Genomic DNA, 23,617 nt, shown 5'->3' with positions numbered 1-23,617 from the left:
AAACGATTATTGAGCGTCGAGTTTACCAATGAAACGGTAACCTTCACCGTGAATTGTACTAATTAATTCAGGCGTATTGTTATCAGTTTCGAAATGCTTACGAATACGACGAATAGTAACGTCAACAGTACGGTCGTTTGCGCGAAGTTCACGACCAGTCATGTGCTTGATAAGCTGCTCACGGCTAAAAATGCGGCCCGGCGAATCTAGCATTAGACGAAGTGCACGATATTCACCTTTTGGTAGACGCTTTGAATCGCCTGTTGGAGATGTTAAACAGCGACTGTTTTCATCTAACTCCCAACCATTAAAAGTAATAACGCCGTTGCTATCAATTGTTGACTCTTCTGCAGACGTGCCAGTACGAGAGATTAGGTTGCGAGCACGAATCGTTAGTTCACGCGGGTTAAATGGTTTTGTGATGTAATCATCAGCACCAATCTCAAGACCAAGAATGCGGTCAACATCATTGTCACGACCTGTTAGGAAAATAAGGCCGATGTTTTTCTTCTGACGTAATTCACGCGCCAAAATTAAACCATTTTTACCAGGAAGGTTGATATCCATGATTACAAGGTTGACATCATCATTTGATGTCAACTTGTCATGCATGTCATCGCCATCAATGGCTTCGATTACTTTGTAACCTTCCGCTTCAAATAAACTAACGAGGTTCAGTCGAGTTACGTCTTCATCCTCTACAATTAGAATGACTGGCGTTTGCATTATTAATTAACCTTTTCGGAATATATAATTTACAATGTGTCCGGACTTATATAATAAATCCGAATATTTACGATTATAGGAGCTTATCCAATTGTTAACAAGTAAAATCAGTTGGGATGAAACTTGGATACGGCAAGCAGCCTTGAGCGCACGATGAAGTACTGTTTTTCTAGTGCTTGCTTATTTATATACAGTCGAATTTTGCTCCCTTCTTGGACCAAAGAAGCAATCCCGCCTCTTTCTAAAAACTCAATACTTTCGCCCACGGTCAACATGTTTGACTCTATTGTATCGGTCCAAGCGGACAGTATATCATTTTCGCTAGTTTCATCAATGTATGTGATATCGCAAGCGCTGGAAAGTTCCCTATAACTCCACGTTTTTTTTGCTTCTACGAGCTCAATGGGTTTGCCTCGCACATTCAGCTTTGTTGCACTTTTTAGTTCAGCAGCAGGCCCTGATTCAAGTGAATAGAAGCAAAATTGAATACTGGTTTTTGTGTTTTCGTCGGGAAACTCGACGAATTTTGCCATCTGATAGAGAAAAGCAGAACGAACCTGATCTGGTGATTTTGCAGTTGTATTTAAGGAGACAAATAAAAGCAAAATAACTAGATTAATCAACCTCATTTTAGATTACCCGACAGAGGAAGAGTTATAATAAATTTAGCACCTTGGCTAAATTCTTCATCTAAAGTGATCGAGCCTCCAAGTGCTTGGGTTACTAGATTATAAACCAAATGCATACCTAGGCCGCTTCCTCCTTCACCTCTACGCGTTGTGACAAACGGATCGAAGATGCGCTTTTTAATTGCTTTGGGTACACCCATTCCGTTGTCTGCGTATTCAATAGCAAGTTGTCCCATTGATGGTTTCACAGTAATTGCAATGCTATTGTTTTGTTGATCTTTAAAACCATGGAGTAAGGAGTTGGATATAAGCTGTTCTAATACTTGTTGTAGTGGTCCAGCTTTACTTTCGATTGCAAGTCCAGAGTCACAGTCAATAGTCACTTCAGGTTGTTTTGTGGAGAGTTCAGCTCGCATAGATGCTACGACTTCAGTAAGCAGGTTTGACAAATCTATTTGTGAGTTCACTTCTAGATCCTGGCTTACGGCAAGGCGCTTAAAGCTAGAAACCAGCTCAGCCGCTCGGTTTAGGTTGCGGTAGATGAGATCAAGATTTTCAATTCCATCGTTAACAAAGCGCTCTAACTGTTTGGAGGTCAAAGACTTTGTTTGAAACGCTTCGCGAATATCGGATAATTTATCTCTTAACAACGTAGAGCCTGTGATACCCAAACCGATAGGGGTATTTACCTCGTGGGCAACACCTGCCACCATTTGCCCCAGCGAAGCCATTTTCTCGTTCTCGATGATTTGGTTCTGGTATTGATGCATACGCTCTAAAGCGTTCAGCAGTTCTTGGTTAGCCTCTCTCAGCGCAATTGTGCGTTGATTCACTTTTTCTTCTAAGCTCTGGTTGAGCTGTTTTATCTCTTGTTTATCCGCTTTATGACGCTCAAGTTGATTTTCGGTGCGAGCTAACATGATATTTAAGTTATTTGCTAATACGTTTAGTTCAGAAATATTGCTGCCAGGCGCTCTTGCACTGTAATTATGATTTTTTGAAACGTCCTGCAATAGTGCAGAGAGTCCTTCAATTGGCGTCGCTATACGCTTTTGGATCCCCCTTGAAACTAGCAATACGAGGAGGAGTACGAATAAGGTGAGCGCGATATCTACTAAGATTTTTTTATTTATATAGTTTGAGAGTCTTTCTAAACCGCCGCGGACATAAACATAACCTTCAATATTCCCCTCATAAATTACAGGTTTAATCAATTCAATGTAGTCTTCTGAGACCTTGGGGGTTTTTAACTCTTCAATTTGATTAACCTTTAGCGGTACTGGTGGTGTTCGACTGGCGTTGTAGCTGGTAAAAAATACAGGGCTGTTGGTTACGTCATCCATGGCATAGATATGGATGTTTTTGATGATATCCACTTGTTGAAAAGACTTTAGACGTGCATCTTCAGTTTTTCGATCATCGAATAAAATTGTGATCTGAGAATTGAACGCAACGATGTCGGCTATCATCTCTATTTTATTGATGATCAGCTGTTTTTGCTCTTTTACATCAAGGTAAGTGGAAATAGATATGGATAAAGAGAGGCACAGCGCGGTTACAAGCATCACTGCGCTGATCAATACTTTTCTTATGCTTGTTTTGGTTAATTGCTTACTCATTCTTATTCCAGCTGTATGATCAGCCTTAGCTGCGGCTACAGAGCTTTTGAGATCCAATAACTCATTATAATAAAGTAGAGCAAATCTTTGAAAATGAAAAGATAAAAGGTGGGTTTGAGTTAAGGTTTACTTGATATAAGCAAGTAAACCTTAGAGTTAGTAAACTACTGCGCTTTATAGATGGCGAATTTAGTGTTTTTAGTGACAACTTCAAACTGTTCAAACTGAGCTTCTAAAATAGGAGGGTATTTTAAGAAGCTATTTGCAACTAGCTGAATATTAGACTTGGTATCCATATGACGCTTGATGTTATGTAGAAATTGCTCAGCGATATCATAGTCTGTTGAAAGGCCTGTATGAAATGGTGGATTGCTTAAAATAAGGTTGAATTTACCATTCAATTCACTTAAACCGTCACTAAGTAGCAAAGTTGCACTGAGGTTGTTTAAAGCTAAAGTCTGCTGCGTGGCAAACAGCGCAAGCGCATTGACATCCAAACAGGTAAACTTAAGAGTTGGGCTGTTCAATAAGGCGTAGCAGGCTATAAGTCCAGCACCACAGCCAAAATCTAACACTTTACCTTTATAGGGAAGGGTGACATTTTCTAGCAATAATTGAGTACCAGCGTCGAGCTTCCCATGATTAAATACACCTGGCAAACTTGCGGCAGTAAACTCTGTTTTGGCGATACGCACTGAAAATGTCTGTACATAATGGCTTAAATCAAAATTTGGGTTGGCAGTAAGCTGATCAAACTCATACAAAATGCAGTGTTTTGCGCTTTCTAATTTATAACAGTGTGCAGCGTGCTCTTTAAGTTGCTTTTCTGCACTTTTCACCCCACTTTTGTTTTCGCCAACAACGAGTAACCTAGTTTCAGCCGTGCTCAAGTGACGAATATTATCAAATACCATTTGCGCTTCAGGTTTTGATTTAGGGTAATAATAAATAACTAAATCAATATCTTGTAACTGCGGTAATTGATGATCTACATAGCTCTTAACGTCGGCGATTTTATCTGCGTGAAGGTGGTCTGCAAAATCGAAACTAAACGCATGAATTGCCGAACTTGGATTGAGCGCTTTTAATTCACGTAGGAAGCCATCGCGCTGATGGTTAATAACCAGAATATTGTTGGCAATAAGCTCTTCTTCATTACGAAGTAGTAATAAACTTGGGTTGGTAAACTGCAACGCTAACTCCTAGTGAATGTACTCAAATAGCTGGGCGATGAAGCAGCCTGTTGAGCCGCTCCATTATAAAGAGTGGGTGTTTAGCTAGTACGCTCGAACATTAAATCCCAAACGCCATGTCCTAAACGATGGCCTCGTTGCTCAAACTTAGTAAGCGGTCTAAAGTCTGGACGAGGAACATAATCATTGCTTTGCGACTGGTTTTTATAACCAGGTGCTGCACTCATCACTTCAAGCATATGCTCGGCATAGTTTTCCCAGTCAGTTGCCATATGGAACACGCCACCTACTTTAAGCTTTTGGCGTATTTTCTCAGCAAATTCAAGTTGTACGATGCGACGTTTGTGGTGACGCTTTTTATGCCATGGATCAGGGAAGAATAGCTGTAATTTAGCAAGGCTGCCATCAGCGATACAATCCGCTAAGATTTCAACTGCATCGTGTTCAAAAACACGTAAGTTAGTGATGCCTTGTTCATCTGCATCCATCAAGCAAGCACCTACACCTGGACGGTGTACTTCTATGCCAATAAAGTTTTGTTGTGGGTTATTTTTTGCCATCTCAACGAGAGACTTGCCCATCCCAAATCCAATCTCAAGAACGACTTCATTGCTGTTACCAAATACTTCTGTAAAGTCTAGCAAACCTTGTTGGTGCTCCAGTCCCATTGTTGGCCAGCATTTTTCTAGCGATGCTGCTTGGCCTTTAGTAAGACGTCCTTCACGCTTAACAAAGCTACGCACTTTTCTGATGTACTTGCCTTCTTCCTGCGCCTGTTCGAGCGCACTTTTGCTTGATTCGTTCATGGTCATTTCTATGCTCGTGAAAATGGTCGCACATTATCGTCATTCAGTTGGCAATAAACAAGTATAGAGTGAAATTTTACGTGGTGACTATTAAAGCAATTGTGATTACACTGGCGGCTTTTGTAGCAAGTACTAGTCAAGTTTATGAAAGTTAGCCAGCAACAAGCTAAGTGGTTTGGTGAGCAAGTTGTGTCTTGGTATCACCTTCATGGTAGAAAAACACTGCCGTGGCAACTCGGAAAAACACCGTATAAAGTATGGATTTCAGAGGTGATGTTACAGCAGACTCAAGTAACCACAGTTATTCCTTATTTTGAGCGCTTTATGGCGCGCTTCCCAACAGTAATTGCATTGGCCGATGCACCGGAAGATGAAGTGTTACACCATTGGACTGGGCTTGGTTATTACGCCAGAGCAAGAAACCTTCATAAAGCTGCAAAAGTGATCAGAGATAGCTATAAAGGTGAATTCCCACAAACATTAGAAGCGGTGATGGACTTACCGGGCATTGGTCGCTCTACCGCAGGTGCGATACTCTCTCTTGCGCTTGGTCAGCATCATCCAATACTCGATGGTAATGTTAAGCGGGTCTTAGCTAGGTTTTATATGGTTGAGGGCTGGTACGGAGTAAAAAAGGTCGAAAATCAGTTATGGTCTTTGAGTGATGCTGTCACGCCAAGCGGTGATGTAAGAGCGTTTAATCAGGCTATGATGGATTTAGGTTCAGGCGTATGTACCAGAAGTAAGCCAAACTGTGATGTTTGCCCACTTGTTGAGGAATGTTCGGCGTTCAAAAATAATCGGGTTAAAGAGTTTCCAAACCCTAAACCCAAAAAAGAGAAACCAAAAAAGCGTACTCACCACTTAATAATTAAATGTGGTGATAAAGTTTTGATGGAGAAGCGCCCTTCGAGTGGAATATGGGGTGGGTTATTCGGCTTTTTTGAGTTTGCAGAGCAAGATGAGTTAGACGCGTTTATTAAGCAGCAAGAACTTAAACTTGAATGTACAAATACACTTGAACCCTTTGTGCATATTTTTACGCATTTTGAGTTAACTATTACCCCCGTGGTTGTAGAAGTAAAAAGTATGCCAGATTGTGTGCATGATCAGCAATTGCTGTGGTTCGATACTCATAACCCGCCAGAGGTTGGGCTCGCTGCGCCGACTAAAAAGTTGGTTAAAGTATTAACCGCAATAGGGTAAACTGACGCTATCACTGGTGCTGACTCTCATTGAGTGCACGATTAAAATTGAAGAGGTAGATACTCATGGCACGTACGGTATTTTGTCAAAAGTTACAAAAGGAAGCGCCTGGACTGGATTTTCAACTGTATCCAGGAGAAGTTGGTGAACGTATATTTAATAACATCTCCAAAGAAGCTTGGCAGCAATGGCAGCATAAGCAAACTATGCTAATCAACGAAAAGCATCTTAATATGATGGATCCTGAGCACAGGCAAATGCTTGAAGAGCAGATGGTCGGCTTTTTGTTTGAAGATAAAGAAGTCGAAATTGAAGGCTACAGGCCACCAGAAAAATAAAGGTCGCATCAGCGACCTTTTTATAGCTCATAAACTGGCTAGGGGACGATTAATACTCTCTATCCACAGAAAGCTTGGCAAGTCCTATCAGTGCTTCTTTATGCACTGAGTCAGGTAAAACGCTCAATTGTGCAATCGCTTTTTGGGCTTCTTCTTGGGCTTTAGCCATCGTGAAGTCAAGTGCTTTGGTTTCGGCTAGTGTTGCTAAAATATCGTCAAGATAATCAAGCCCATTACCACTTTCTATTGCTGTTCTGATCTGAGCTGTTTGCTGAGCAGTTGCATGCTGCATTGCATAAATAAGCGGAAGCGTAGGTTTACCCTCGGCGAGATCATCACCAATATTCTTACCCAGCAATTCTGCGTTAGCACTGTAGTCAAGAATATCGTCTACAAGTTGGAAGGCTGTGCCTAAATGCATACCGTAAAGCTTAAGCGCAGTTTTAATTTCGTCTGATTGCTCTAGCACTACAGCGGGTAGTAAAGTTGCAGCTTCAAATAGCTTCGCCGTTTTGCTGTAGATAACCTGCATATAACTCTTTTCAGTTGTATCTGGGTCATTACAGTTCATTAGCTGTAACACTTCGCCCTCAGCGATAATATTGGTTGCATCCGCTAGGATCTGCATGACTTCCATATTACCAAGACCAACCATCAACTGGAATGAACGAGTGTAGATAAAGTCACCAACTAATACGCTTGCCGCATTTCCAAATTCAGCATTTGCAGTCGGTTCTCCACGGCGCAGTAATGACTCATCAACCACGTCATCGTGGAGTAAGGTTGCTGTGTGAATAAACTCTACAATTGTCGCTAGTGTGATGTGTTTATCACCTTCGTAACCTAATGCTCGTGCAGCCAAAAGGGCTAACATTGGGCGGATGCGTTTTCCTCCGCTATTTACAATGTATAAACCTAGCTGTTTTACAAGTGCAACATCAGATTGCATTTGTTGATGTATAAGTTGGTTGACGTCAAGCATATCTTGCTCAACCAAATTTTGGATAGTTTTTATATCCATTGCGCTCCGAGCCAATCTATTAACCGAAAATGAATAAACTCGGCGATTGTACTACAAAAAAATCATCGACTCGATAAATTGTCGTAGTTGCTTATAAAAAAACGTTTTTATGCTTACTTTTTGTGCTTTTGATGGTCGCGTAATGGGTGAAATAGGTACAGTAAAATCTCATTTGGTACTGTATTAGGTAAACTATAGATTCGCCTTTTGTCTGATGATTTGTCTGATGAATTGAGAGAAAAAAGAGCTTGGCTTTGACATTTTTTTGACTAGAATAGGGGAAAATATTTGATTGCCCTCATACGAGCTAAATTTTATTCACTTTCTTCAAATTTACTCTTGCGCCAAGATACGCATTAGCGTAAACTTCGCGCCCTATTGAAGAATATTAAGTTGCGTCGATTTGAGGGCGCACAGACGGAGTTAATTATGTACGCGGTTTTCCAAAGTGGTGGTAAACAGCACCGTGTGACTGAAGGTCAAACAATTCGTTTAGAAAAGCTAAACGTTGAAACTGGTGCAGCAGTTGAATTTGATTCAGTACTTCTAATTGCTGATGGTGAAAAGATCGAGATCGGTGCACCGTTTGTTAACGGTGGTAAAATTACAGCTGAAGTTGTATCTCACGGTCGTGGCGAGAAGATTAAGATTGTTAAGTTTAGACGTCGTAAGCATTCTCGTAAGCAGATGGGCCACCGTCAGTGGTTCACTGAAGTTAAAATCACTGGCATTAGCGCTTAATTTTTAGAGGTACAGAAAGATGGCACATAAGAAGGCAGCTGGTAGTACTCGTAACGGTCGCGATTCAGAAAGTAAACGCTTAGGTGTTAAACGTTTTGGTGGCGAATCAGTTCTAGCGGGTAGCATCATCGTTCGTCAACGTGGTACTAAGTTCCACGCTGGTTCTAACGCAGGTATCGGTAAAGACCACACAATCTTCGCAAAAGCAGACGGTAAAGTTGTTTTTGAGCAGAAAGGTCCTTTAAACCGTAAATACGTTAGCATCGTTGCTGAGTAATCGGTATTAAATACTAAAAAACCCCGCTTAGGCGGGGTTTTTTGTTTTCAGCACATCAATTACCAAATTAGCTATATCAAGGCGTATTAATACAATTGGTATTAGGAGCGATTTGTCGCTGCTGCTATAATGGTGTAGTGAATTCAGACAGAGTTAAAGAGTTTAAACCATGAAGTTTGTCGATGAAGTAGAGATTAGAGCGGAAGCCGGAGATGGGGGCAGTGGTGTCGTTTCATTCCGCCGCGAAAAGTTTGTGCCAGATGGTGGCCCAGACGGTGGTGATGGTGGCGATGGCGGTAGTGTATTCCTGCAGGCTGATGAAAATTTAAATACGCTTATCGACTATCAGTTTGAACGCTTTCACAGGGCTGAGCGTGGTACCAATGGTCAAGGCCGTAATTGTACCGGTAAAAAAGGTCAGGACTTAGTACTTAAGGTACCAGTTGGTACAAGAGTTACAGATGTCGATACTGAAGAGTGTTTAGGCGATTTGACCAAAAACGGACAAAAGCTGATCGTAGCGAAAGGTGGGTATCATGGTCTTGGTAATACGCGTTTTAAGTCAAGTACTAATCGCGCACCAAGACAGAAAACGCTGGGTACTCAAGGTGAAGTTCGTAACCTTCGCTTAGAATTAATGCTGCTTGCAGACGTTGGTTTGTTAGGTTTGCCAAATGCCGGTAAATCTACGTTTATCCGCAGTGTATCTGCCGCTAAACCAAAAGTCGCTGACTATCCATTTACCACGCTAGTGCCTAATTTAGGTGTTGTAAGACCTGAAGCGAGCAAGTCATTTGTAATTGCTGATATCCCAGGCTTAATTGAAGGTGCCGCTGACGGTGCAGGCCTTGGTATTCGTTTCTTAAAGCATTTAGAGCGCTGTCGGGTGTTATTACACATTATTGATGTGATGCCGGTTGACGGTAGTGATCCTGTAGAGAATGGCTTCGCTATTATTAACGAACTGCATCAGTACAGCCCTAAATTAGCGGAAAAGCCTCGTTGGTTAGTGCTAAATAAAGTGGATTTATTGCTTGAAGAAGAAAGAGAAGAAATATGCGCTCGTATTGCTGAAGAGCTAGACGCAGAAAACTTTTATATGATCTCTGCTGCAAACAAGTTAAATACGCAACCTTTGTGCTTTGATATCATGAACCTTCTTGAAAGCATGCCAAAAGATAAATTCGAAGAAGAGCAGCAAGAAGAAGTTGAATTTAAGTGGGACACATACCACAGACATGCAACTAAAAATGATAAGAGCGACGATGATGACTGGGATGACTGGGATGACTGGGATGACGACGACTACGATGTTGAAGTTATTTACGAGCGTTAAGTTACATTGAATTTATTCTGAGAGGCCCATATATGGGCCTTTTTTATGCCTATTTGAACAGTATATTACTTCAACTCAGTATTCTCGCCGCAATTCTGTTGAAGATGATATACTAATCAACCTGAACTCGGGATAACAACTTGTTCTCTAGCAGCTGTTATCCCTTACTACTGCGTTAAATTTGTTTGCAATAGGCCAGCTATTGACGCACAAATTTGCCTTGTATTAAGAAATAACTTCTGGCAAGAGTGATACTACGCTTTTGAGCTTAGTGATTTTAGTGGATTAACTTACTTCTTATCTCGAGTTCAGGTTAATCAAACATCTTGCATGCTAATTGTGTGTATAAACTAATACTAAAATACTATAAAGGTGCGTTGTGGTAATTTCAATGATAGCTGCGATGGCAAATAACCGTATTATCGGAAAAGATAACGATATGCCGTGGCACTTGCCTGCAGATCTTCAACATTTCAAAAAGGTTACGCTAGGTAAACCTGTGATTATGGGCCGAAAGACATTTGAGTCTATTGGAAGGCCTCTTCCTGGTCGTAGAAACATAGTGATATCCAGAAATCTTGACTATACTCAAGAAGGTATTGAAGTCCTCGCTTCGCCTGAAGCCGCACTTAGTGCTGTTAGGGGTTGTGACGAAATTATGATAATTGGTGGTGGTCATATATATGACATATTTCTGCCTTATGCTCAGCGGCTCTATTTGACCTTCATCGATTTAGAAGTTGAAGGAGATACTCAATTTCCAGACTACGAGCAAGTTGCTGAATGGGAAGTGCTTGAAACTGAGTGTAACGAACCTGATGAAAGAAATAACCATAGTTATAAATTCGTAACTCTGAACAAAAAACTATGAGTTTCTTGCTAACAATTGTTTAGGTTGCTAAAATATAGCCAGTTATATGCTACGAATAAAGTATTAAAGGGTCTGTGTAATGAAATTAACTACCGTGCTACTGTCAGCTTCTATCGCTGTTGCAGCTTTTTCTTTCAGCAAGCCAGTAAGTGCAAACGATCAGTTGGCGCTTTCTATATGTGAATATATCGCAGCGGACGATAAAAATCGCATTCGTAACGCTTTGAAAACATCACGCCTCAAAATGCGTAATGTTTACGATGCAATCCAGTGCAACGGTAATAACTTACTTAGACATGCTATTGCTAGCAACGCAGTCGATTCGGGCGAGTACATTATTAAAAGTATTCCAAAAAGCGCGCTAGAAGATGGTAAAGAGTTAGCATGGGCTGAGTCAAACCACGGTGATTCAGCATTGATTGCTGTCATCAAAGAGCGTGCAGGCCTTTAATTGTAAAGTTTACGCAATATGAAAAGAGCCCTTGCTAGGGCTTTTTTTATGCCTGAGTTCTAATAAACATACATTTGAGATCAAAGGCCTCACTAATTCTCCTTATTTATTTTTTGATTAGAATCAGCTTCCTTCCAAATTTTGTAATAAATTTCTGCTAAGGCTCTTGAGAAATCGAGCAATCGTGCCAATACTATTGTTAAGGGTAAACGCAAAAGAAGGATTGCATATGAAGATTAATTTATCTGGCCATCACGTAGATGTAACCGATGCTGTTAAAAACCACGTTCATGAAAAGTTTGCCAAGATCGCTAACCATTTTCCGTCGTTGTTATCCCTAGACATCATCGTCAGCAAAGAACACAAACAATTTTATACGGAGATAAGTACAAACTACGCAGGTAGCCGAATATCAGTAAAAGGTGAAGACGAAGTGATGTATCCTGCTATTGCTAAAGCGTCTAAAAAGCTTGATGCAGCTTTGAAGCACCGAAAAGGTCAGTTAAAAGCCAATAAACATCAGAAGCCGGTGAGTACAACGCCACCTATTGCGCACGAGATTATTCAAGAAATGGAACTGAAATAACCTTAGTTTCAGATAAACATCAGGCCCTACGGGGCCTTTTTTGATACACTTCTCCAATCATCCTAGCTAGCCTTAATTACGAGCATATGCCAAATTACCAAGAAATTTTAGAGCAGGCTGCACAGCGAGTTCAACCGTTGTTACGCCAAGGCAAAGTTGCTAACTATATTCCCGCTTTAGCTGAGCAGCCGTTAGAACAATTTTCTGTTTCACTGCACACGGTAGATGGCGAAACATTTAGTGCTGGAGATACTGAAGCCAGATTTACAATTCAATCAGTATCCAAAGTAATGACATTGACGCTAGCACTGCAGCGCTATGGTGACGAGTTGTGGAGTCGGGTAGGGAAAGAGCCTTCGGGTACTGCTTTTAACTCCTTAACCCAGCTTGAGTTCGAAAATGGTATTCCAAGAAATCCCTTTATAAATGCAGGTGCCATTGTAACTTGTGATGCGCTGTACTCTCGTTTATCTGCTCCAATTCATACCATGCTAGAAAGCTACAGAGCGATGTCTGGTAACGACAAGCTGTGTATTAATAAGGTTGTGGCGCAGTCTGAGTATGATCACAGGTATAGAAATGCAGCGATGGCTTATTTGATGAAGTCATTTGGCAATTTTAATAATGAAGTCGAGGATGTGTTGTGGTCATATTTCAATTTTTGTGCAATTGAAATGAATACCACTGAGTTAGCGAAGTCATTTTCCTATCTGTCTAGTCAGGGTTACTGCAACTTATCAAAACAGCGGATACTAACCAAAAAACAAACCAAGCAAATGAACTCGCTGTTGTTTACGAGTGGTCTTTACGATGCAGCAGGTGACTTTGGTTATCGAGTAGGAATGCCTGGCAAGTCAGGTGTCGGGGGGGCAATAATCGCTATTGTGCCGAATCGTTTTACAATTTCGGTCTGGTCGCCTGGGCTTGATAAAGTTGGTAACTCTTTGGCTGGGATCGCGGCATTAGAATATCTATCCAATGAACTTGGTACTGCTATTTTTTGATAGCAAGTAATATACACACTAGATGATATAAAAATAGCGACCGAAGTCGCTATTTTACCAATCCTAAACAGTCTAAGGATCGTTATTGTTCCCAGTATGATTGCTCTAGTGAGTCTTCACGCTCAGGTAGGCCTCGAGATAATCTGGGTGAATGCTGAACGAGTACCTCATAGCTTGCACGGTTTGCATATTTGCTTATCTGTGCCAAAGATGAATAGGTAATAGCACTTTGTTCATGCTTCGCCGAGTTTGGGACATTTAGCTTATGATATTCATTGGCGCAAATATCATGCAGAACAGCGGCAAGGGCACAGTCACCGGCACCATTCGTATTCTTGATGATATCCGGTCCACCCATGTAAGGAGCGGTATGGCTGTATGCTCTGATCGGTTGTTCACATTGGGCTTTTTTCATCGCGCGTGAGAATTCGTAGCGATTAAATTCAGGAATAGCACCAGGCAGCAACGGGTATTCAGTCACACGCTTGCAGCTGTCATCAACATAACCCGCCATAAACAGCCCTTTAGGGCCTGCGGTACAAATGACCAAATCAACCCAGTCCAGTGCTTTATCTGCGGCGAGAAGTGGATCGCTAAAGCCTGTGATTGCCTCACCTTCTTCTTCATTCATTGCAAGGATATCAACATGTTTAGCAACGAAGTCAGCCCACCACTTGGGGTCTTGTTCAATTAAGAACTTAGTGCCAAGCGTCAATACTACGGGTATGCCAGCATTATTGGCATACTCAACCGCCTGCATCGTTGCTTGTGTCATGGTTTCGTCGCCACTCGTGCGCATCAAATAAGCGCTGATCACTAACGCCGATGATTCTTCGATAAGCGTTTGGCAAATAGACTCAGGACGTAGGTGGTTCATTAATCCTGCGCTGATAGCAAAAGTTCGCTCACCACTGTCATCGATAAGCGTAAAACAACGACCAATAGGGCCATCAACTGGCTGCAAGTAGTCCAGATCAACTCGGCTTGAGGTGTTACATAAAAATTTATAGGCGTAGCTGCCAATCTTTATGTTTTCACTCATCACCCCAAGCAGAACTGAGCGGTCATCCGCTAGCACTGAATAGTTGTGCATGGTGTTACCTATGGTACCGCCAGCAAATTCATAGTCGATCATGTCATCACGTTTTAGCCTATCATAAAGGGCGTTGGTGACATCATTGTCTATCACTTGTGACATACCACGCTGTAAGTGGAATTCATCAAGAAAAGCTTGATCCACTTTCGCTTCGATATCAACGACGATTTGATCTATACCACAGATATAGCTCCTTTTTAGCCGATCATCAGCGTGTAACTGGTTAATAAGCGGATCTTTATCTTCCACCGGAAAATAGTGTTTATGCCTACGGCGTCCCGGAAATTTCATATTCTACCCGTGTGTTTTTGAGCTTACGAAATAAAAAAAGCGGCGAATTATAGCGTAAATCCAACCCTGTGAGCCACGGCAAAATTGCGAAAATTATCAATAATGTCCGCAAAATATTAAAAAGATGTTGGTAACATCCTGAGTTTGCTTATAAAAGCAGCTGTAATGGTGACTATGATTATTTAAGAATAGCAGCTTAACCAGAGCTCTGCTGGAGGTGATATACTCCATTTTAGGTGAGGACGACAATAAAATTATCATGTCAGAAGTAAAAGATGATCAATATTGGATGAGAATGGCGTTAGCATTTGCTGACAAAGCTGAAGCCGAAAACGAAATTCCAGTCGGTGCTGTTGTAGTGAAAGATGGTGAAATGATAGCTGCGGGTTGGAACCGTTCAATTACCTGTCATGATCCTTCGGCTCACGCTGAAATGATGGCTATTAGAGAAGCTGGCAAAGTCGTTGAAAATTATCGGCTGATTGATTGCACTTTATATGTGACGCTTGAGCCATGTCCTATGTGTGCCGGTTTACTGGTTCATAGCCGCTTGAGCCGAGTGGTGTTTGGTGCCTCTGATGCAAAAACGGGTGCGGCTGGTTCGATAATGAACTTGTTACAGCACGAAAAGCTGAACCACCAACTAGAAGTTACATCGGGCGTATTGGGTGAAGTATGTGGCGAAAAGCTGTCTGCATTTTTTAAGCGCAGACGCCAAGAGATTAAAGCAGCAAAAAAGTTGAAAAACGGTAGTACTTAAGGCTGTACTACCGCTGTGGCTGTTTTTGCGTCCCTTTGCTCTTCCATTTGAATTAGCGCAAAAATACGATGGCGCAAGAGCATTTTACGGTGTGCATTTTTCATCATTACACGACGGCGATTTGGCGACGTGTATTTGGTGTTACGTTTAAATTGATGATTCCGACGTCTTCTCAACATAGAACCTCCGAATGTGAGAGATTAGGTGGGGGTAATGCCCCCAAATATTAATTTAGTATAAATACGCTATGCCTATGACAGATTTATGACCTTTTGAAGCATTTATCAAGCCAGTTTAGTAAATATAAATTACTGTTGCTTCTCGACTTCACTGGCTTTGTCCGAATTATCAACCGGAGTCGTTTGCGAAGAGGCTTTACTGCTATCAGGTAGGAGTGCACCGTTGTCTTCCAACCACACAAGTGCATCATAATAGCGGCGAATATTATCTACATACGTTACCGCAACATCACCACGAGCATATCCATATCTTGTATTTCGATAGTAGCGCTTTTTAGTAAGTAGCGGTAGTCGTTTTTTAACATCTGCCCAGTTATTCGGATCGCCACCTTGATCCGCAGTAATGTTGCGTGCATCTCGTACATGGCCCCAGCCTACATTGTAAGAAGCAAGGGCAAGCCAAGTACTATCGGGCTGCTGTATTTCTTCAGGCATACGGTCAAATAAAATACGTAGATATTTGGCACCACCTTCAATATTTTGTTGGGCATTGAGGCGGTTTGTCACGCCAACTTTTTTAGCTGTGGGTTGCGTTAGCATCATAATGCCACGAACCCCAGTTGGAGACTTAGCTCTGGGATCCCACATTGATTCTTGATAGCTGACTGCAGCCAGCAAACGCCAATCGATATTGTGCTGTTTCGAATAACTTTTGAACCACTTGAGATAGGTGGGTAAGGTACTATGTACAGCTTCGACAAAAGCTAGGGTGTTTACATAGTTAAACTCTTCGATATGACCAAAATACTTCTCTTCGAGTGTGGCCAAAAAGTTGTTTTGCTGTACTCGAGCGAAAAATGCAGGCAGCAATGCATATAACGAATCGTCTTTTTCGTTACGCATCATCCACGCCACATGTTCATCTTTTGTAACTGAAAACGCAATACTGACGGTCGGGTGGTAGCGTCTAAATAGGGCCAGTGAATGTGAGTCTGTAATGGTGTAGTCAATCTCTCCATCAATGATGGCCTGAAGCAGCTCTTCCTCACCTTTATCTGAAACAACCTCCCAACTCAAATGAGGGTGGCTTGTTTTCGCCTCTTCAAGCGCAATAACATGATTGCTGTGTGCAAGTACGGTAATTGGCGCTTTAATATCATCAAAGTCTCTTGGCCACTCTCTCCCTTGTTTGTACACGAGTTTTTGACTGATCATTCTATACGTTGGGCCAAAACGATATTGCGCTGTTCTTGATGGGTGAAAGCTCACCGCGGAGGCGACGATATCTAAGTCTCCGGCATCTAGCCTTGCAAACAACTCATCTAAGTTAAAGTAAGGAACAATGTGTAATTCAACACCAAGCTCATTGGCAAATTCACTCGCCAGTTCATATTCGAACCCTTGTTCTCCAGTGGTGCCTTGGTAGTAGTTTCCCGGGCCCGCGAGCGTGCCAACACGTAATACCTTATTTTGTTTTACATGTTGCAACTGATTAAGAGGGGCTTTGTCGCACCCAACTAAACAGATGACAACAAAGCACATAAAGACGTATTTAAACATGACCTAGGTTCTCTTTTGCGCTCGAAATCCCAACTTACCGCAGCAAAATCATAATTGCAAAAGCCGAATTAACTTAAGGTAATGATAGATTTGCATGATATTTTCTAGTTTTGACAAATTAGTGTTAATTCCGCGCGCTATTTCCACTATAATGAGCGCCCAAAGATATCGTTCAATCCTTAACCCCGGATGAAAATACCTATGTTAATCCTACGTGGTGCACCTGCACTTTCAGATTTCAAAGTCCAAAAGATCCTTAAAACCTGCGCTGCAGCTCAATTACCAGTTACCAATGTTTATGCCGAGTTCATGCATTTTGCTGATCTAACGGCTGAGCTTTCAGAGGCTGAGTTAACTAAGCTAAACAGCCTGTTAAAGTATGGACCGACTATTACGGAGCACATGCCAGAGGGCAAACTGATCTTGGTAACACCAAGGATCGGAACTATCTCTCCTTGGGCTTCTAAAGCGACAGATATTGCAAACAACTGTGGTCTTACACAAGTACACCGTGTTGAGCGTGGTATTGCTTATTATGTTGAGGGTGAACTAACACAAGCTCAGTTCGAAGAAGTTGCACAGTTACTTCATGACCGCATGACCGAATCTGTTCATGCAGAGCTTGATGATGCAGCTAAATTATTCCGCACGGAAACGCCTCGCCCAATGTCTTCGGTGGATATTCTTGGCGGTGGCCGTGAAGCACTCGCGGTTGCGAACGTTGAGCAAGGCTTTGCACTTGCTGATGACGAAATTGACTACTTGGTAGAAAGCTTTGAAAAGCTTGGCCGTAACCCTAATGACATCGAACTGTTCATGTTCGCTCAAGCAAACTCTGAGCACTGTCGTCACAAAATTTTCAATGCTGATTGGACTATCGATGGTGTAGAACAGCCTAAGTCGCTGTTTAAAATGATTAAAAATACCTACGAAACCAATAGTGACAACGTATTGTCGGCGTATAAAGATAACGCTGCGGTAATGGTTGGCTCTAAAGCGGGTCGTTTCTTCCCAAATACAGACGGCGAATATGCTTACCACGAGGAAGATATCCACATTCTGATGAAAGTGGAAACGCACAACCACCCAACGGCGATTGCCCCATTTTCTGGCGCATCAACAGGTTCAGGTGGTGAGATCCGCGATGAAGGTGCAACCGGTCGTGGTTCTAAGCCAAAAGCAGGTTTAGTTGGCTTTACGGTTTCTAACCTTCGTATTCCAGGTTTCGAGCAACCTTGGGAAACTAACTTTGGTAAACCAGGACGCATTGTTAATGCATTAGACATCATGCTTGATGGCCCACTTGGTAGCGCTGCATTTAACAACGAATTTGGTCGTCCAAACCTATTGGGTTACTTCCGTACTTACGAAGAAAAAGTAGAAAGCCACAATGGCGCTGAAGTACGTGGTTACCACAAGCCAATCATGATCGCTGGTGGTTTAGGTAACATCCGTGAAGATCACGTGCAAAAAGGCTCAATCCCCGTAGGTGCTAAGCTAATCGCACTTGGTGGTCCTGCAATGAACATCGGTCTTGGCGGCGGGGCTGCTTCATCAATGGCATCTGGCCAATCAAACGAAGATTTAGATTTTGCTTCTGTTCAGCGTGAAAACCCTGAGATGGAACGTCGTTGTCAGGAAGTGATCGACAAATGTTGGCAGCTTGGTGATGATAACCCAATTGCGTTTATTCACGATGTGGGCGCGGGTGGTTTATCAAATGCATTTCCTGAGCTTGTCGACGACGGCGGCCGTGGTGGTAAGTTCCAACTGCGTAACATCCCGAACGATGAACCTGGCATGGCACCACACGAAATCTGGTGTAACGAGTCGCAAGAGCGTTATGTATTGGCCGTTGCAGCAGAAGACTTTGCTCGCTTTGAAGCAATTTGTAAGCGTGAGCGCGCACAATATGCGGTAATTGGTGAAGCGACAGAAGAGCGTCATCTAACAGTCGCTGATAGCCACTTTGATAATAATCCTGTGGACCTGCCACTGGACGTATTACTTGGCAAGCCACCTAAAATGCATCGTGACGTTGAGTCAAAGCGTGTAGTGGGTACAGCATTAGATACTGCGGGTATTGAGCTTGAAGATGCTGCTAAGCGTTTGCTTCGCCTACCAACGATTGCTGAGAAAACATTCCTTATCACGATTGGTGACAGAACCGTAACGGGTTTGGTTGCACGTGACCAAATGGTTGGCCCTTGGCAGGTACCAGTCGCTAACTGTGCGGTAACGGCGGCAACTTACGATACTTACCACGGTGAAGCGATGTCGATGGGTGAACGCACCCCTGCAGCACTACTTAACTATGGTGCATCAGCGCGTCTAGCAGTAGCAGAAGCGTTAACCAATATCGCTGGTGCTAATATCGGTAGCCTAAACAACATTAAGCTTTCGGCAAACTGGATGGCGGCTGCGGGTCACCCTGGCGAAGATGCGGGTCTTTACGAAGCGGTTAAAGCGGTTGGTGAAGAATTATGTCCTGCATTAGGCCTTACAATCCCAGTTGGTAAAGATTCAATGTCGATGAAGACTCAGTGGGATGAGAATGGCGAAGAAAAGTCAGTGACTGCGCCATTATCACTTATCATCACTGCATTTGGTCGTGTTGAGGATATTCGCAAAACAGTCACGCCTGAGCTTCGTACTGATAAGGGTGAAACCAGCCTATTCCTACTTGACTTAGGTGCTGGTCAAAACCGTCTTGGTGCGTCAAGCTTAGCGCAAGTGTACAAGCAACTTGGCGACAAGACACCTGATGTTGACAGCCCTGAGCTGTTAAAAGGCTTCTACAATGCGGTACAAGCATTAGTTGAGTCAGGCAAGCTTATCGCTTACCACGACCGCTCTGACGGTGGTCTATTCACCACTGCTGCGGAAATGGCGTTCGCAGGCCACACAGGTGTGAGCATTGAATTAGATGCGCTGCAAGGTACAGACTTAGAAGTGTTATTCAATGAAGAGCTTGGCGCAGTATTGCAAGTTCGCAATGACGATATCGCTGCGGTTGAAGCGGTATTTGCTGAGCACGGTATTGCTGATATTGCACATCGCATCGGTACGCTAAACAGTGAAGACAAGGTTATCTTTACTCGTGGCGGTCAGGCAGTACTTGAAAATACTCGCACAGAGCTTCGCACTATCTGGGCTGAGACAACTTACCAGATGCAAGCACTACGTGATAACCCCGATTGCGCGAAGCAAGAGTTTGACGCTAAGTTCGATGACAAAGATCCGGGCCTTAACGTTAAACTAAGCTTTGATCTAAACGAAGATATCGCAGCGCCTTACATTGCAAAAGGGGTGAAGCCTCAAGTTGCCATCTTGCGTGAGCAAGGCGTTAACTCACATATCGAAATGGCGGCAGCATTTAACCGTGCTGGTTTTGCGGCAATCGACGTACACATGAGCGATATCCTTGAAGGTCGCTTAACACTAGAGCAATTCAAAGGCCTAGTGGCATGTGGTGGCTTCTCATACGGTGACGTTTTAGGTGCTGGTGAAGGCTGGGCTAAATCAATTCTATTCCATGACTCAGCACGCGAGCAATTCCAAGGCTTCTTCCAACGCCAAGATACTTTCAGCTTAGGTGTGTGTAATGGCTGTCAGATGCTTTCTACATTAAAAGAGTTGATCCCTGGCACGGAAAACTGGCCGCGTTTTGTCACCAACAAGTCAGAGCGTTTTGAAGCGCGTTTCAGCTTAGTTGAAGTACAGCAAAGCCCGTCAATCTTCTTTGATGGTATGGCTGGCTCTCGCATGCCAATCGCGGTATCACATGGTGAAGGTCATGCTGAGTTTGCAAGCGAAGCGGCGGTACAAACGGCACTGAATTCAGGTTCAGTTGCTGTGAAGTTTGTTGATAACTACGGTGATCCAACCACTCAGTACCCAGCTAACCCGAATGGCTCTCCTGCTGGTATTACGGGCATGACCTCAACAGACGGTCGTGCAACTGTGATGATGCCGCACCCTGAGCGTGTATTCAGAGCAGTAGCAAACTCTTGGCACCCAGATGAGTGGCAAGAAGATAGCCCTTGGATGCGTATGTTCCGCAATGCGCGTAAGCTAGTAGGCTAACGAAATTAAAAAAGGTCACTTCGGTGGCCTTTTTTATTCATGGCTCGATAATTATCTATCGGGTACACTGAAAGGGAAATACCAATCATATTTTAGGGATACGAATGAAAAAATGGCTTTGGAGCTTAGTGTTGATACTCAGTGTTTTCGTGGGTGTTTACCTTGCCAGAGTTCCTTTGTCGCTCTGGGCCATTAAACATTTTATACCCGTTAATGAACTTCAGGTCAGTTGTCTTGACTGGCGTTTGTCGGGCTTCAATCGTATCCATATTACAAAAGCATGTGTGCAGACAGATGCGTTTAATGCCCAGCTTTATGATGCGCAACTAAGCATGCGCCAAGTTAATATTGAAAAAGCGGACATGCAACTTCTTCCGCCCAAAAAGTCAGATGCAACTCGGCCACAGCGCCTCGCATTACCACTCGACATCACCAGACCCAAAATGCATGTAACCAAGCTCTCTATATCTGGCGAGCCATTACCAAAGCCATTAGTTGTGTCGATTTCGGAGTCCGATCTGAATCAATTTGTAGTTTCAGGTGACATCGCTGCAGAAGTTACGTTGCAGCCAGAGCGTATTGCTGCAAATATTGATCTTAGTGGCGAGTACCTCAGCGCTTTGTTACCTCCTCAGATCCAAGCCCTTTCAGGAACTAGCCAACTTGAATTCGATGGTCTAGCTATGGACGCAGAGCTAGAACTTGAAACTTTAGTGGCGCTTGAACAGGCTGAGTGTAAAGGTACCGTTGCGTATATAGGCGCTGTGTCAGGGCGCTATGATTTAGCCACACAGCAGGGGAAGATAGCACTTGCCGAGCCGATTTCAGCGAAATCAACGCTTAATTGTCTTACTTCTGAATATAACAAACTGTTACCGACCACTTGGCAGCTTCGTATACCGAGTGAAATTACTATTTCTGCGGATTCAATTGCGACAGGTTTACTTCAAGTGACAGGTAAAGATAAACCGTTACAACTTGAAGTTAACGAGTTGGCAGTCGACTTAACTGAGCTTTTCGTCAATGGTGATATTCGCCTTGAATTTTCCGATGATAAGTGGGGCGCGCATACACTGGCTGGAGCGCTGAGTGCGCGACCAAATTTTGTTAATATGAGCGGGGAAATCACAAGTGACCTTCAAAAGCTTACACTGCAAGATGTTATTGCTGAGAATCTCGAGCTCAATAGCCGCTTCAAAATATTGGGTGATCCAACCGAGCTAATTACAGTTGAGGCTCAGCCGAGTATATTCTCAACCCAGTTGTTGACATCAGATTTGGTGATTGATAATCCATCTTTGACGCTTGATTTACATGCGCAGCTAGATGTGCCAAAACTCAAAAGTGGGCATCTACTACACAGAGTCTTACCTGAAGGAATGAGTTTTGCGATAACACTTGATTCAAAACTGCAAAACCTGAGTGTTGAGAATGTAACAGCAAAACAGAGTGCGTTGAGCGGGCGAGTTGTGCTTGAGCCTACACATGATTTTGATATCAACCTCACCTTAACCAGTGCACAGATACAACAGCAGAGTTATAAACTGAATGAGTTAGCGCAGACACTGCACTGGCAAGGCTCAGTCGCGACCGGAGAAATCTTTTCAACCTTGTCGGGCAATACTAAGGTAGCAGAAGTTAACTTAGATGATCTCAGTTTGAAAAACGTGAGCATTGACAGCAAAGGGCAGCAAAGCCGCGGATTGATGGCGTCACATGTGATTAATATTGATGGTGTAAAGGCGTTGCTTGAGCATCAATATTCAAGCTTAAAACATCCAGCACAAATACACGTGCCCATGCAGCAGCTCACTCAACTTCAGCCATATATTGACACGCTTTTACCGAACTTAAAAATTACCCATGGTAACTTCTATGCAGTACTCGAAGGGGATTTGTCCACGCGCATATTTACCTTAGACGGGAGCGTTCAAAACGGCTCTGCGTTATTTAATGAACGGCTTATTCAAAATGCAACGATTGATGTCTTTGGTCTATTAAGTTCAGCTAATATTCAACTCAAGCCAACCACACTGATTGTTGAAGAGTTGAGAGCGGGTGTTATCGTTCAAGCAATAACAGGCCAACTACTCAGCGAAGCAGGCGTGGCTAAACTGAAAGATATTAACGCACAGGTTTTTGCCGGTAACGTGGGGGTTGATGAAGTTAGTTTGGTCCCAACACCGCAGGTCGTTCAGGTATCGCTAGATAAACTGAGTTTGGATCTTATTGCCGCCTCAGGGCATGATGCGGGCGTCGAGCTGAAAGGGCTGATCTCAGGGACATTACCAGTGCAACTATCTTCATCGGGCGTGCGAATTGACTCTGGTCAAATACACAGTGTTGGTGAAGGGCTATTAAAGGTGGAAAACAATGCATCAATTAATGCGCTAAAAGAGCAGCAACCTAGCTTACAAACGGTGATCGGTGTACTTGACGAGTTGACCATTGAGCAATTGAGTAGTGGCGTAAATTTAAGTGAAGACGGCTGGTTGGACTTAGATGTTAAAATTACAGGAATTAACAAACTCCAACAACAACCAGTAAACTTTAACTATACACACTCAGAAAATGTGTTTACCTTATTACGAGCCCTACGCTTAAGCGACGAGATTACGCGCGAAGTGGAAAATGCGTTAAATAAAGAGGAGCGTTAGTGAATGAAATGGATGCTAGTGATATCAGCTTTATTGGTATTGAGCGCTTGTACTCATAAGGTGCAAGTAGAAACCAAAGAGCCTATTACGATCAACTTAAATGTAAAAGTAGATCATGAGATCCGCGTGAAGGTGGATAAAGAACTCGACAATTTATTCAGCGAAGACAGCGAGCTATTCTAAG

The 23,617-nt window shown here is 42.9% G+C and carries 22 protein-coding genes; 13 read left to right on the top strand and 9 right to left on the bottom strand.

What is annotated here, in order from left to right; genetic code table 11:
- Positions 1 to 6 precede the first annotated feature (6 nt).
- The 5 genes from arcA to trmB form a co-directional block, all read right to left on the bottom strand.
- Positions 7 to 726, bottom strand: a complete 720-nt coding sequence (arcA, locus tag CTT31_RS14850) for a two-component system response regulator ArcA (RefSeq protein WP_010379411.1) — start codon at positions 724 to 726, stop codon at positions 7 to 9.
- A 107-nt stretch (positions 727 to 833) separates the two neighbouring features.
- The gene (locus CTT31_RS14845; RefSeq protein WP_010379409.1) at positions 834 to 1,355 is read right to left on the bottom strand and encodes a YfiR family protein; all 522 of its coding nucleotides are present in this window, start codon (positions 1,353 to 1,355) and stop codon (positions 834 to 836) included.
- Complete coding sequence (locus tag CTT31_RS14840) at positions 1,352 to 2,974, bottom strand: sensor histidine kinase (protein ID WP_039491421.1); 1,623 nt, start codon at positions 2,972 to 2,974, stop codon at positions 1,352 to 1,354. Before CTT31_RS14840 ends, CTT31_RS14845 begins: the two co-directional genes overlap by 4 nt.
- A 164-nt stretch (positions 2,975 to 3,138) precedes the next feature.
- Positions 3,139 to 4,167 (bottom strand): methyltransferase, encoded by a 1,029-nt coding sequence (locus CTT31_RS14835; protein ID WP_211858558.1) that lies wholly within the window; start codon positions 4,165 to 4,167, stop codon positions 3,139 to 3,141.
- An 80-nt stretch (positions 4,168 to 4,247) separates the two neighbouring features.
- A complete protein-coding gene (trmB, locus tag CTT31_RS14830; protein WP_211858554.1) occupies positions 4,248 to 4,973 on the bottom strand; it encodes a tRNA (guanosine(46)-N7)-methyltransferase TrmB in 726 nt (241 codons plus the stop codon).
- 144 nt (positions 4,974 to 5,117) lie between these two features.
- Here trmB and mutY point away from each other — a divergent pair, with 144 nt between their 5' ends.
- A complete protein-coding gene (gene mutY, locus CTT31_RS14825; protein ID WP_039491416.1) occupies positions 5,118 to 6,179 on the top strand; it encodes an A/G-specific adenine glycosylase in 1,062 nt (353 codons plus the stop codon).
- 65 nt (positions 6,180 to 6,244) lie between these two features.
- Positions 6,245 to 6,517, top strand: a complete 273-nt coding sequence (locus CTT31_RS14820; protein ID WP_010379401.1) for an oxidative damage protection protein — start codon at positions 6,245 to 6,247, stop codon at positions 6,515 to 6,517.
- 49 nt (positions 6,518 to 6,566) lie between these two features.
- Here the strand turns inward: CTT31_RS14820 and ispB are convergent, their stop codons facing one another.
- Entirely contained in the window at positions 6,567 to 7,538 is a 972-nt protein-coding gene (ispB, locus tag CTT31_RS14815) for an octaprenyl diphosphate synthase (RefSeq protein ID WP_211858552.1), read from the bottom strand.
- Between the two features lie 429 nt (positions 7,539 to 7,967).
- Between ispB and rplU the strand changes: the two genes are divergently transcribed.
- The 7 genes from rplU to glsB all read left to right on the top strand — a co-directional run bounded on the left by rplU (position 7,968) and on the right by glsB (position 12,804).
- The gene (gene rplU, locus CTT31_RS14810) at positions 7,968 to 8,279 is read left to right on the top strand and encodes a 50S ribosomal protein L21 (protein ID WP_010374575.1); all 312 of its coding nucleotides are present in this window, start codon (positions 7,968 to 7,970) and stop codon (positions 8,277 to 8,279) included.
- 19 nt (positions 8,280 to 8,298) lie between these two features.
- The gene (rpmA, locus tag CTT31_RS14805; RefSeq protein ID WP_010374578.1) at positions 8,299 to 8,556 is read left to right on the top strand and encodes a 50S ribosomal protein L27; all 258 of its coding nucleotides are present in this window, start codon (positions 8,299 to 8,301) and stop codon (positions 8,554 to 8,556) included.
- A 169-nt stretch (positions 8,557 to 8,725) separates the two neighbouring features.
- Positions 8,726 to 9,892, top strand: coding sequence for an Obg family GTPase CgtA (gene cgtA / locus CTT31_RS14800; protein ID WP_260491523.1), 1,167 nt, complete (start codon positions 8,726 to 8,728; stop codon positions 9,890 to 9,892).
- A 379-nt stretch (positions 9,893 to 10,271) separates the two neighbouring features.
- Positions 10,272 to 10,763, top strand: coding sequence for a type 3 dihydrofolate reductase (gene folA, locus CTT31_RS14795; RefSeq protein ID WP_069022784.1), 492 nt, complete (start codon positions 10,272 to 10,274; stop codon positions 10,761 to 10,763).
- Positions 10,764 to 10,842: 79 nt separating this feature from the next.
- The gene (locus CTT31_RS14790) at positions 10,843 to 11,214 is read left to right on the top strand and encodes a DUF3718 domain-containing protein (protein ID WP_211858548.1); all 372 of its coding nucleotides are present in this window, start codon (positions 10,843 to 10,845) and stop codon (positions 11,212 to 11,214) included.
- Positions 11,215 to 11,443: 229 nt separating this feature from the next.
- On the top strand, positions 11,444 to 11,800 hold the full coding sequence (hpf, locus tag CTT31_RS14785; protein WP_010374586.1) for a ribosome hibernation-promoting factor, HPF/YfiA family: 357 nt from the start codon (positions 11,444 to 11,446) through the stop codon (positions 11,798 to 11,800).
- A gap of 86 nt (positions 11,801 to 11,886) precedes the next feature.
- On the top strand, positions 11,887 to 12,804 hold the full coding sequence (glsB, locus tag CTT31_RS14780) for a glutaminase B (RefSeq protein ID WP_010374588.1): 918 nt from the start codon (positions 11,887 to 11,889) through the stop codon (positions 12,802 to 12,804).
- A gap of 82 nt (positions 12,805 to 12,886) precedes the next feature.
- Here glsB and CTT31_RS14775 read toward each other — a convergent pair whose 3' ends face one another.
- Complete coding sequence (locus tag CTT31_RS14775; RefSeq protein WP_010374590.1) at positions 12,887 to 14,191, bottom strand: inosine/guanosine kinase; 1,305 nt, start codon at positions 14,189 to 14,191, stop codon at positions 12,887 to 12,889.
- A 259-nt stretch (positions 14,192 to 14,450) separates the two neighbouring features.
- Here CTT31_RS14775 and tadA point away from each other — a divergent pair, with 259 nt between their 5' ends.
- Positions 14,451 to 14,951: a tRNA adenosine(34) deaminase TadA gene (gene tadA, locus CTT31_RS14770; protein WP_010374591.1), complete on the top strand. Its 501-nt coding sequence runs from the start codon at positions 14,451 to 14,453 to the stop codon at positions 14,949 to 14,951.
- Here the strand turns inward: tadA and CTT31_RS14765 are convergent.
- Together CTT31_RS14765 and mltF are read right to left on the bottom strand one after the other, a co-directional pair.
- A complete protein-coding gene (locus CTT31_RS14765; protein ID WP_010374594.1) occupies positions 14,948 to 15,130 on the bottom strand; it encodes a hypothetical protein in 183 nt (60 codons plus the stop codon). The genes tadA and CTT31_RS14765 overlap by 4 nt on opposite strands.
- A 129-nt stretch (positions 15,131 to 15,259) precedes the next feature.
- A complete protein-coding gene (gene mltF, locus CTT31_RS14760) occupies positions 15,260 to 16,690 on the bottom strand; it encodes a membrane-bound lytic murein transglycosylase MltF (RefSeq protein WP_260491522.1) in 1,431 nt (476 codons plus the stop codon).
- Positions 16,691 to 16,891: 201 nt separating this feature from the next.
- Between mltF and purL the strand changes: the two genes are divergently transcribed.
- The 3 genes from purL to CTT31_RS14745 all read left to right on the top strand — a co-directional run bounded on the left by purL (position 16,892) and on the right by CTT31_RS14745 (position 23,616).
- Positions 16,892 to 20,776 carry a phosphoribosylformylglycinamidine synthase gene (purL, locus tag CTT31_RS14755; protein ID WP_260491521.1) on the top strand — a complete coding sequence of 1,295 codons (3,885 nt, stop codon included), beginning with the start codon at positions 16,892 to 16,894 and terminating at the stop codon, positions 20,774 to 20,776.
- 104 nt (positions 20,777 to 20,880) lie between these two features.
- Positions 20,881 to 23,433 carry a YdbH domain-containing protein gene (locus CTT31_RS14750; RefSeq protein WP_260491520.1) on the top strand — a complete coding sequence of 851 codons (2,553 nt, stop codon included), beginning with the start codon at positions 20,881 to 20,883 and terminating at the stop codon, positions 23,431 to 23,433.
- Positions 23,434 to 23,436: 3 nt separating this feature from the next.
- Positions 23,437 to 23,616 (top strand): YnbE family lipoprotein, encoded by a 180-nt coding sequence (locus CTT31_RS14745; RefSeq protein WP_010374602.1) that lies wholly within the window; start codon positions 23,437 to 23,439, stop codon positions 23,614 to 23,616.
- The last annotated feature ends 1 nt before the right edge of the window (position 23,617 follow it).

It is taken from the genome of Pseudoalteromonas maricaloris, from assembly GCF_024746855.1.
GTDB lineage: Bacteria > Pseudomonadota > Gammaproteobacteria > Enterobacterales > Alteromonadaceae > Pseudoalteromonas > Pseudoalteromonas maricaloris.
The sequence above is the reverse complement of the archived record's forward strand: the minus strand, read 5'-3'. Positions and strand labels throughout refer to the sequence as shown.

Excerpts from the sequence above, each read along its gene's own strand:
- glsB (WP_010374588.1), top strand. The coding sequence starts at position 11,887 with ATGCCAAATTACCAAGAAATTTTAGAGCAGGCTGCACAGCGAGTTCAA.
- hpf (WP_010374586.1), top strand. The coding sequence starts at position 11,444 with ATGAAGATTAATTTATCTGGCCATCACGTAGATGTAACCGATGCTGTT.
- ispB (WP_211858552.1), bottom strand. The coding sequence starts at position 7,538 with ATGGATATAAAAACTATCCAAAATTTGGTTGAGCAAGATATGCTTGAC.
- trmB (WP_211858554.1), bottom strand. The coding sequence starts at position 4,973 with ATGAACGAATCAAGCAAAAGTGCGCTCGAACAGGCGCAGGAAGAAGGC.
- CTT31_RS14820 (WP_010379401.1), top strand. The coding sequence starts at position 6,245 with ATGGCACGTACGGTATTTTGTCAAAAGTTACAAAAGGAAGCGCCTGGA.
- rpmA (WP_010374578.1), top strand. The coding sequence starts at position 8,299 with ATGGCACATAAGAAGGCAGCTGGTAGTACTCGTAACGGTCGCGATTCA.
- CTT31_RS14745 (WP_010374602.1), top strand. The coding sequence starts at position 23,437 with ATGAAATGGATGCTAGTGATATCAGCTTTATTGGTATTGAGCGCTTGT.
- CTT31_RS14790 (WP_211858548.1), top strand. The coding sequence starts at position 10,843 with ATGAAATTAACTACCGTGCTACTGTCAGCTTCTATCGCTGTTGCAGCT.
- mltF (WP_260491522.1), bottom strand. The coding sequence starts at position 16,690 with ATGTTTAAATACGTCTTTATGTGCTTTGTTGTCATCTGTTTAGTTGGG.
- CTT31_RS14750 (WP_260491520.1), top strand. The coding sequence starts at position 20,881 with ATGAAAAAATGGCTTTGGAGCTTAGTGTTGATACTCAGTGTTTTCGTG.
- mutY (WP_039491416.1), top strand. The coding sequence starts at position 5,118 with ATGAAAGTTAGCCAGCAACAAGCTAAGTGGTTTGGTGAGCAAGTTGTG.
- purL (WP_260491521.1), top strand. The coding sequence starts at position 16,892 with ATGTTAATCCTACGTGGTGCACCTGCACTTTCAGATTTCAAAGTCCAA.
- rplU (WP_010374575.1), top strand. The coding sequence starts at position 7,968 with ATGTACGCGGTTTTCCAAAGTGGTGGTAAACAGCACCGTGTGACTGAA.
- arcA (WP_010379411.1), bottom strand. The coding sequence starts at position 726 with ATGCAAACGCCAGTCATTCTAATTGTAGAGGATGAAGACGTAACTCGA.
- cgtA (WP_260491523.1), top strand. The coding sequence starts at position 8,726 with ATGAAGTTTGTCGATGAAGTAGAGATTAGAGCGGAAGCCGGAGATGGG.
- CTT31_RS14765 (WP_010374594.1), bottom strand. The coding sequence starts at position 15,130 with ATGTTGAGAAGACGTCGGAATCATCAATTTAAACGTAACACCAAATAC.
- tadA (WP_010374591.1), top strand. The coding sequence starts at position 14,451 with ATGTCAGAAGTAAAAGATGATCAATATTGGATGAGAATGGCGTTAGCA.
- CTT31_RS14845 (WP_010379409.1), bottom strand. The coding sequence starts at position 1,355 with ATGAGGTTGATTAATCTAGTTATTTTGCTTTTATTTGTCTCCTTAAAT.
- CTT31_RS14840 (WP_039491421.1), bottom strand. The coding sequence starts at position 2,974 with ATGAGTAAGCAATTAACCAAAACAAGCATAAGAAAAGTATTGATCAGC.
- CTT31_RS14775 (WP_010374590.1), bottom strand. The coding sequence starts at position 14,191 with ATGAAATTTCCGGGACGCCGTAGGCATAAACACTATTTTCCGGTGGAA.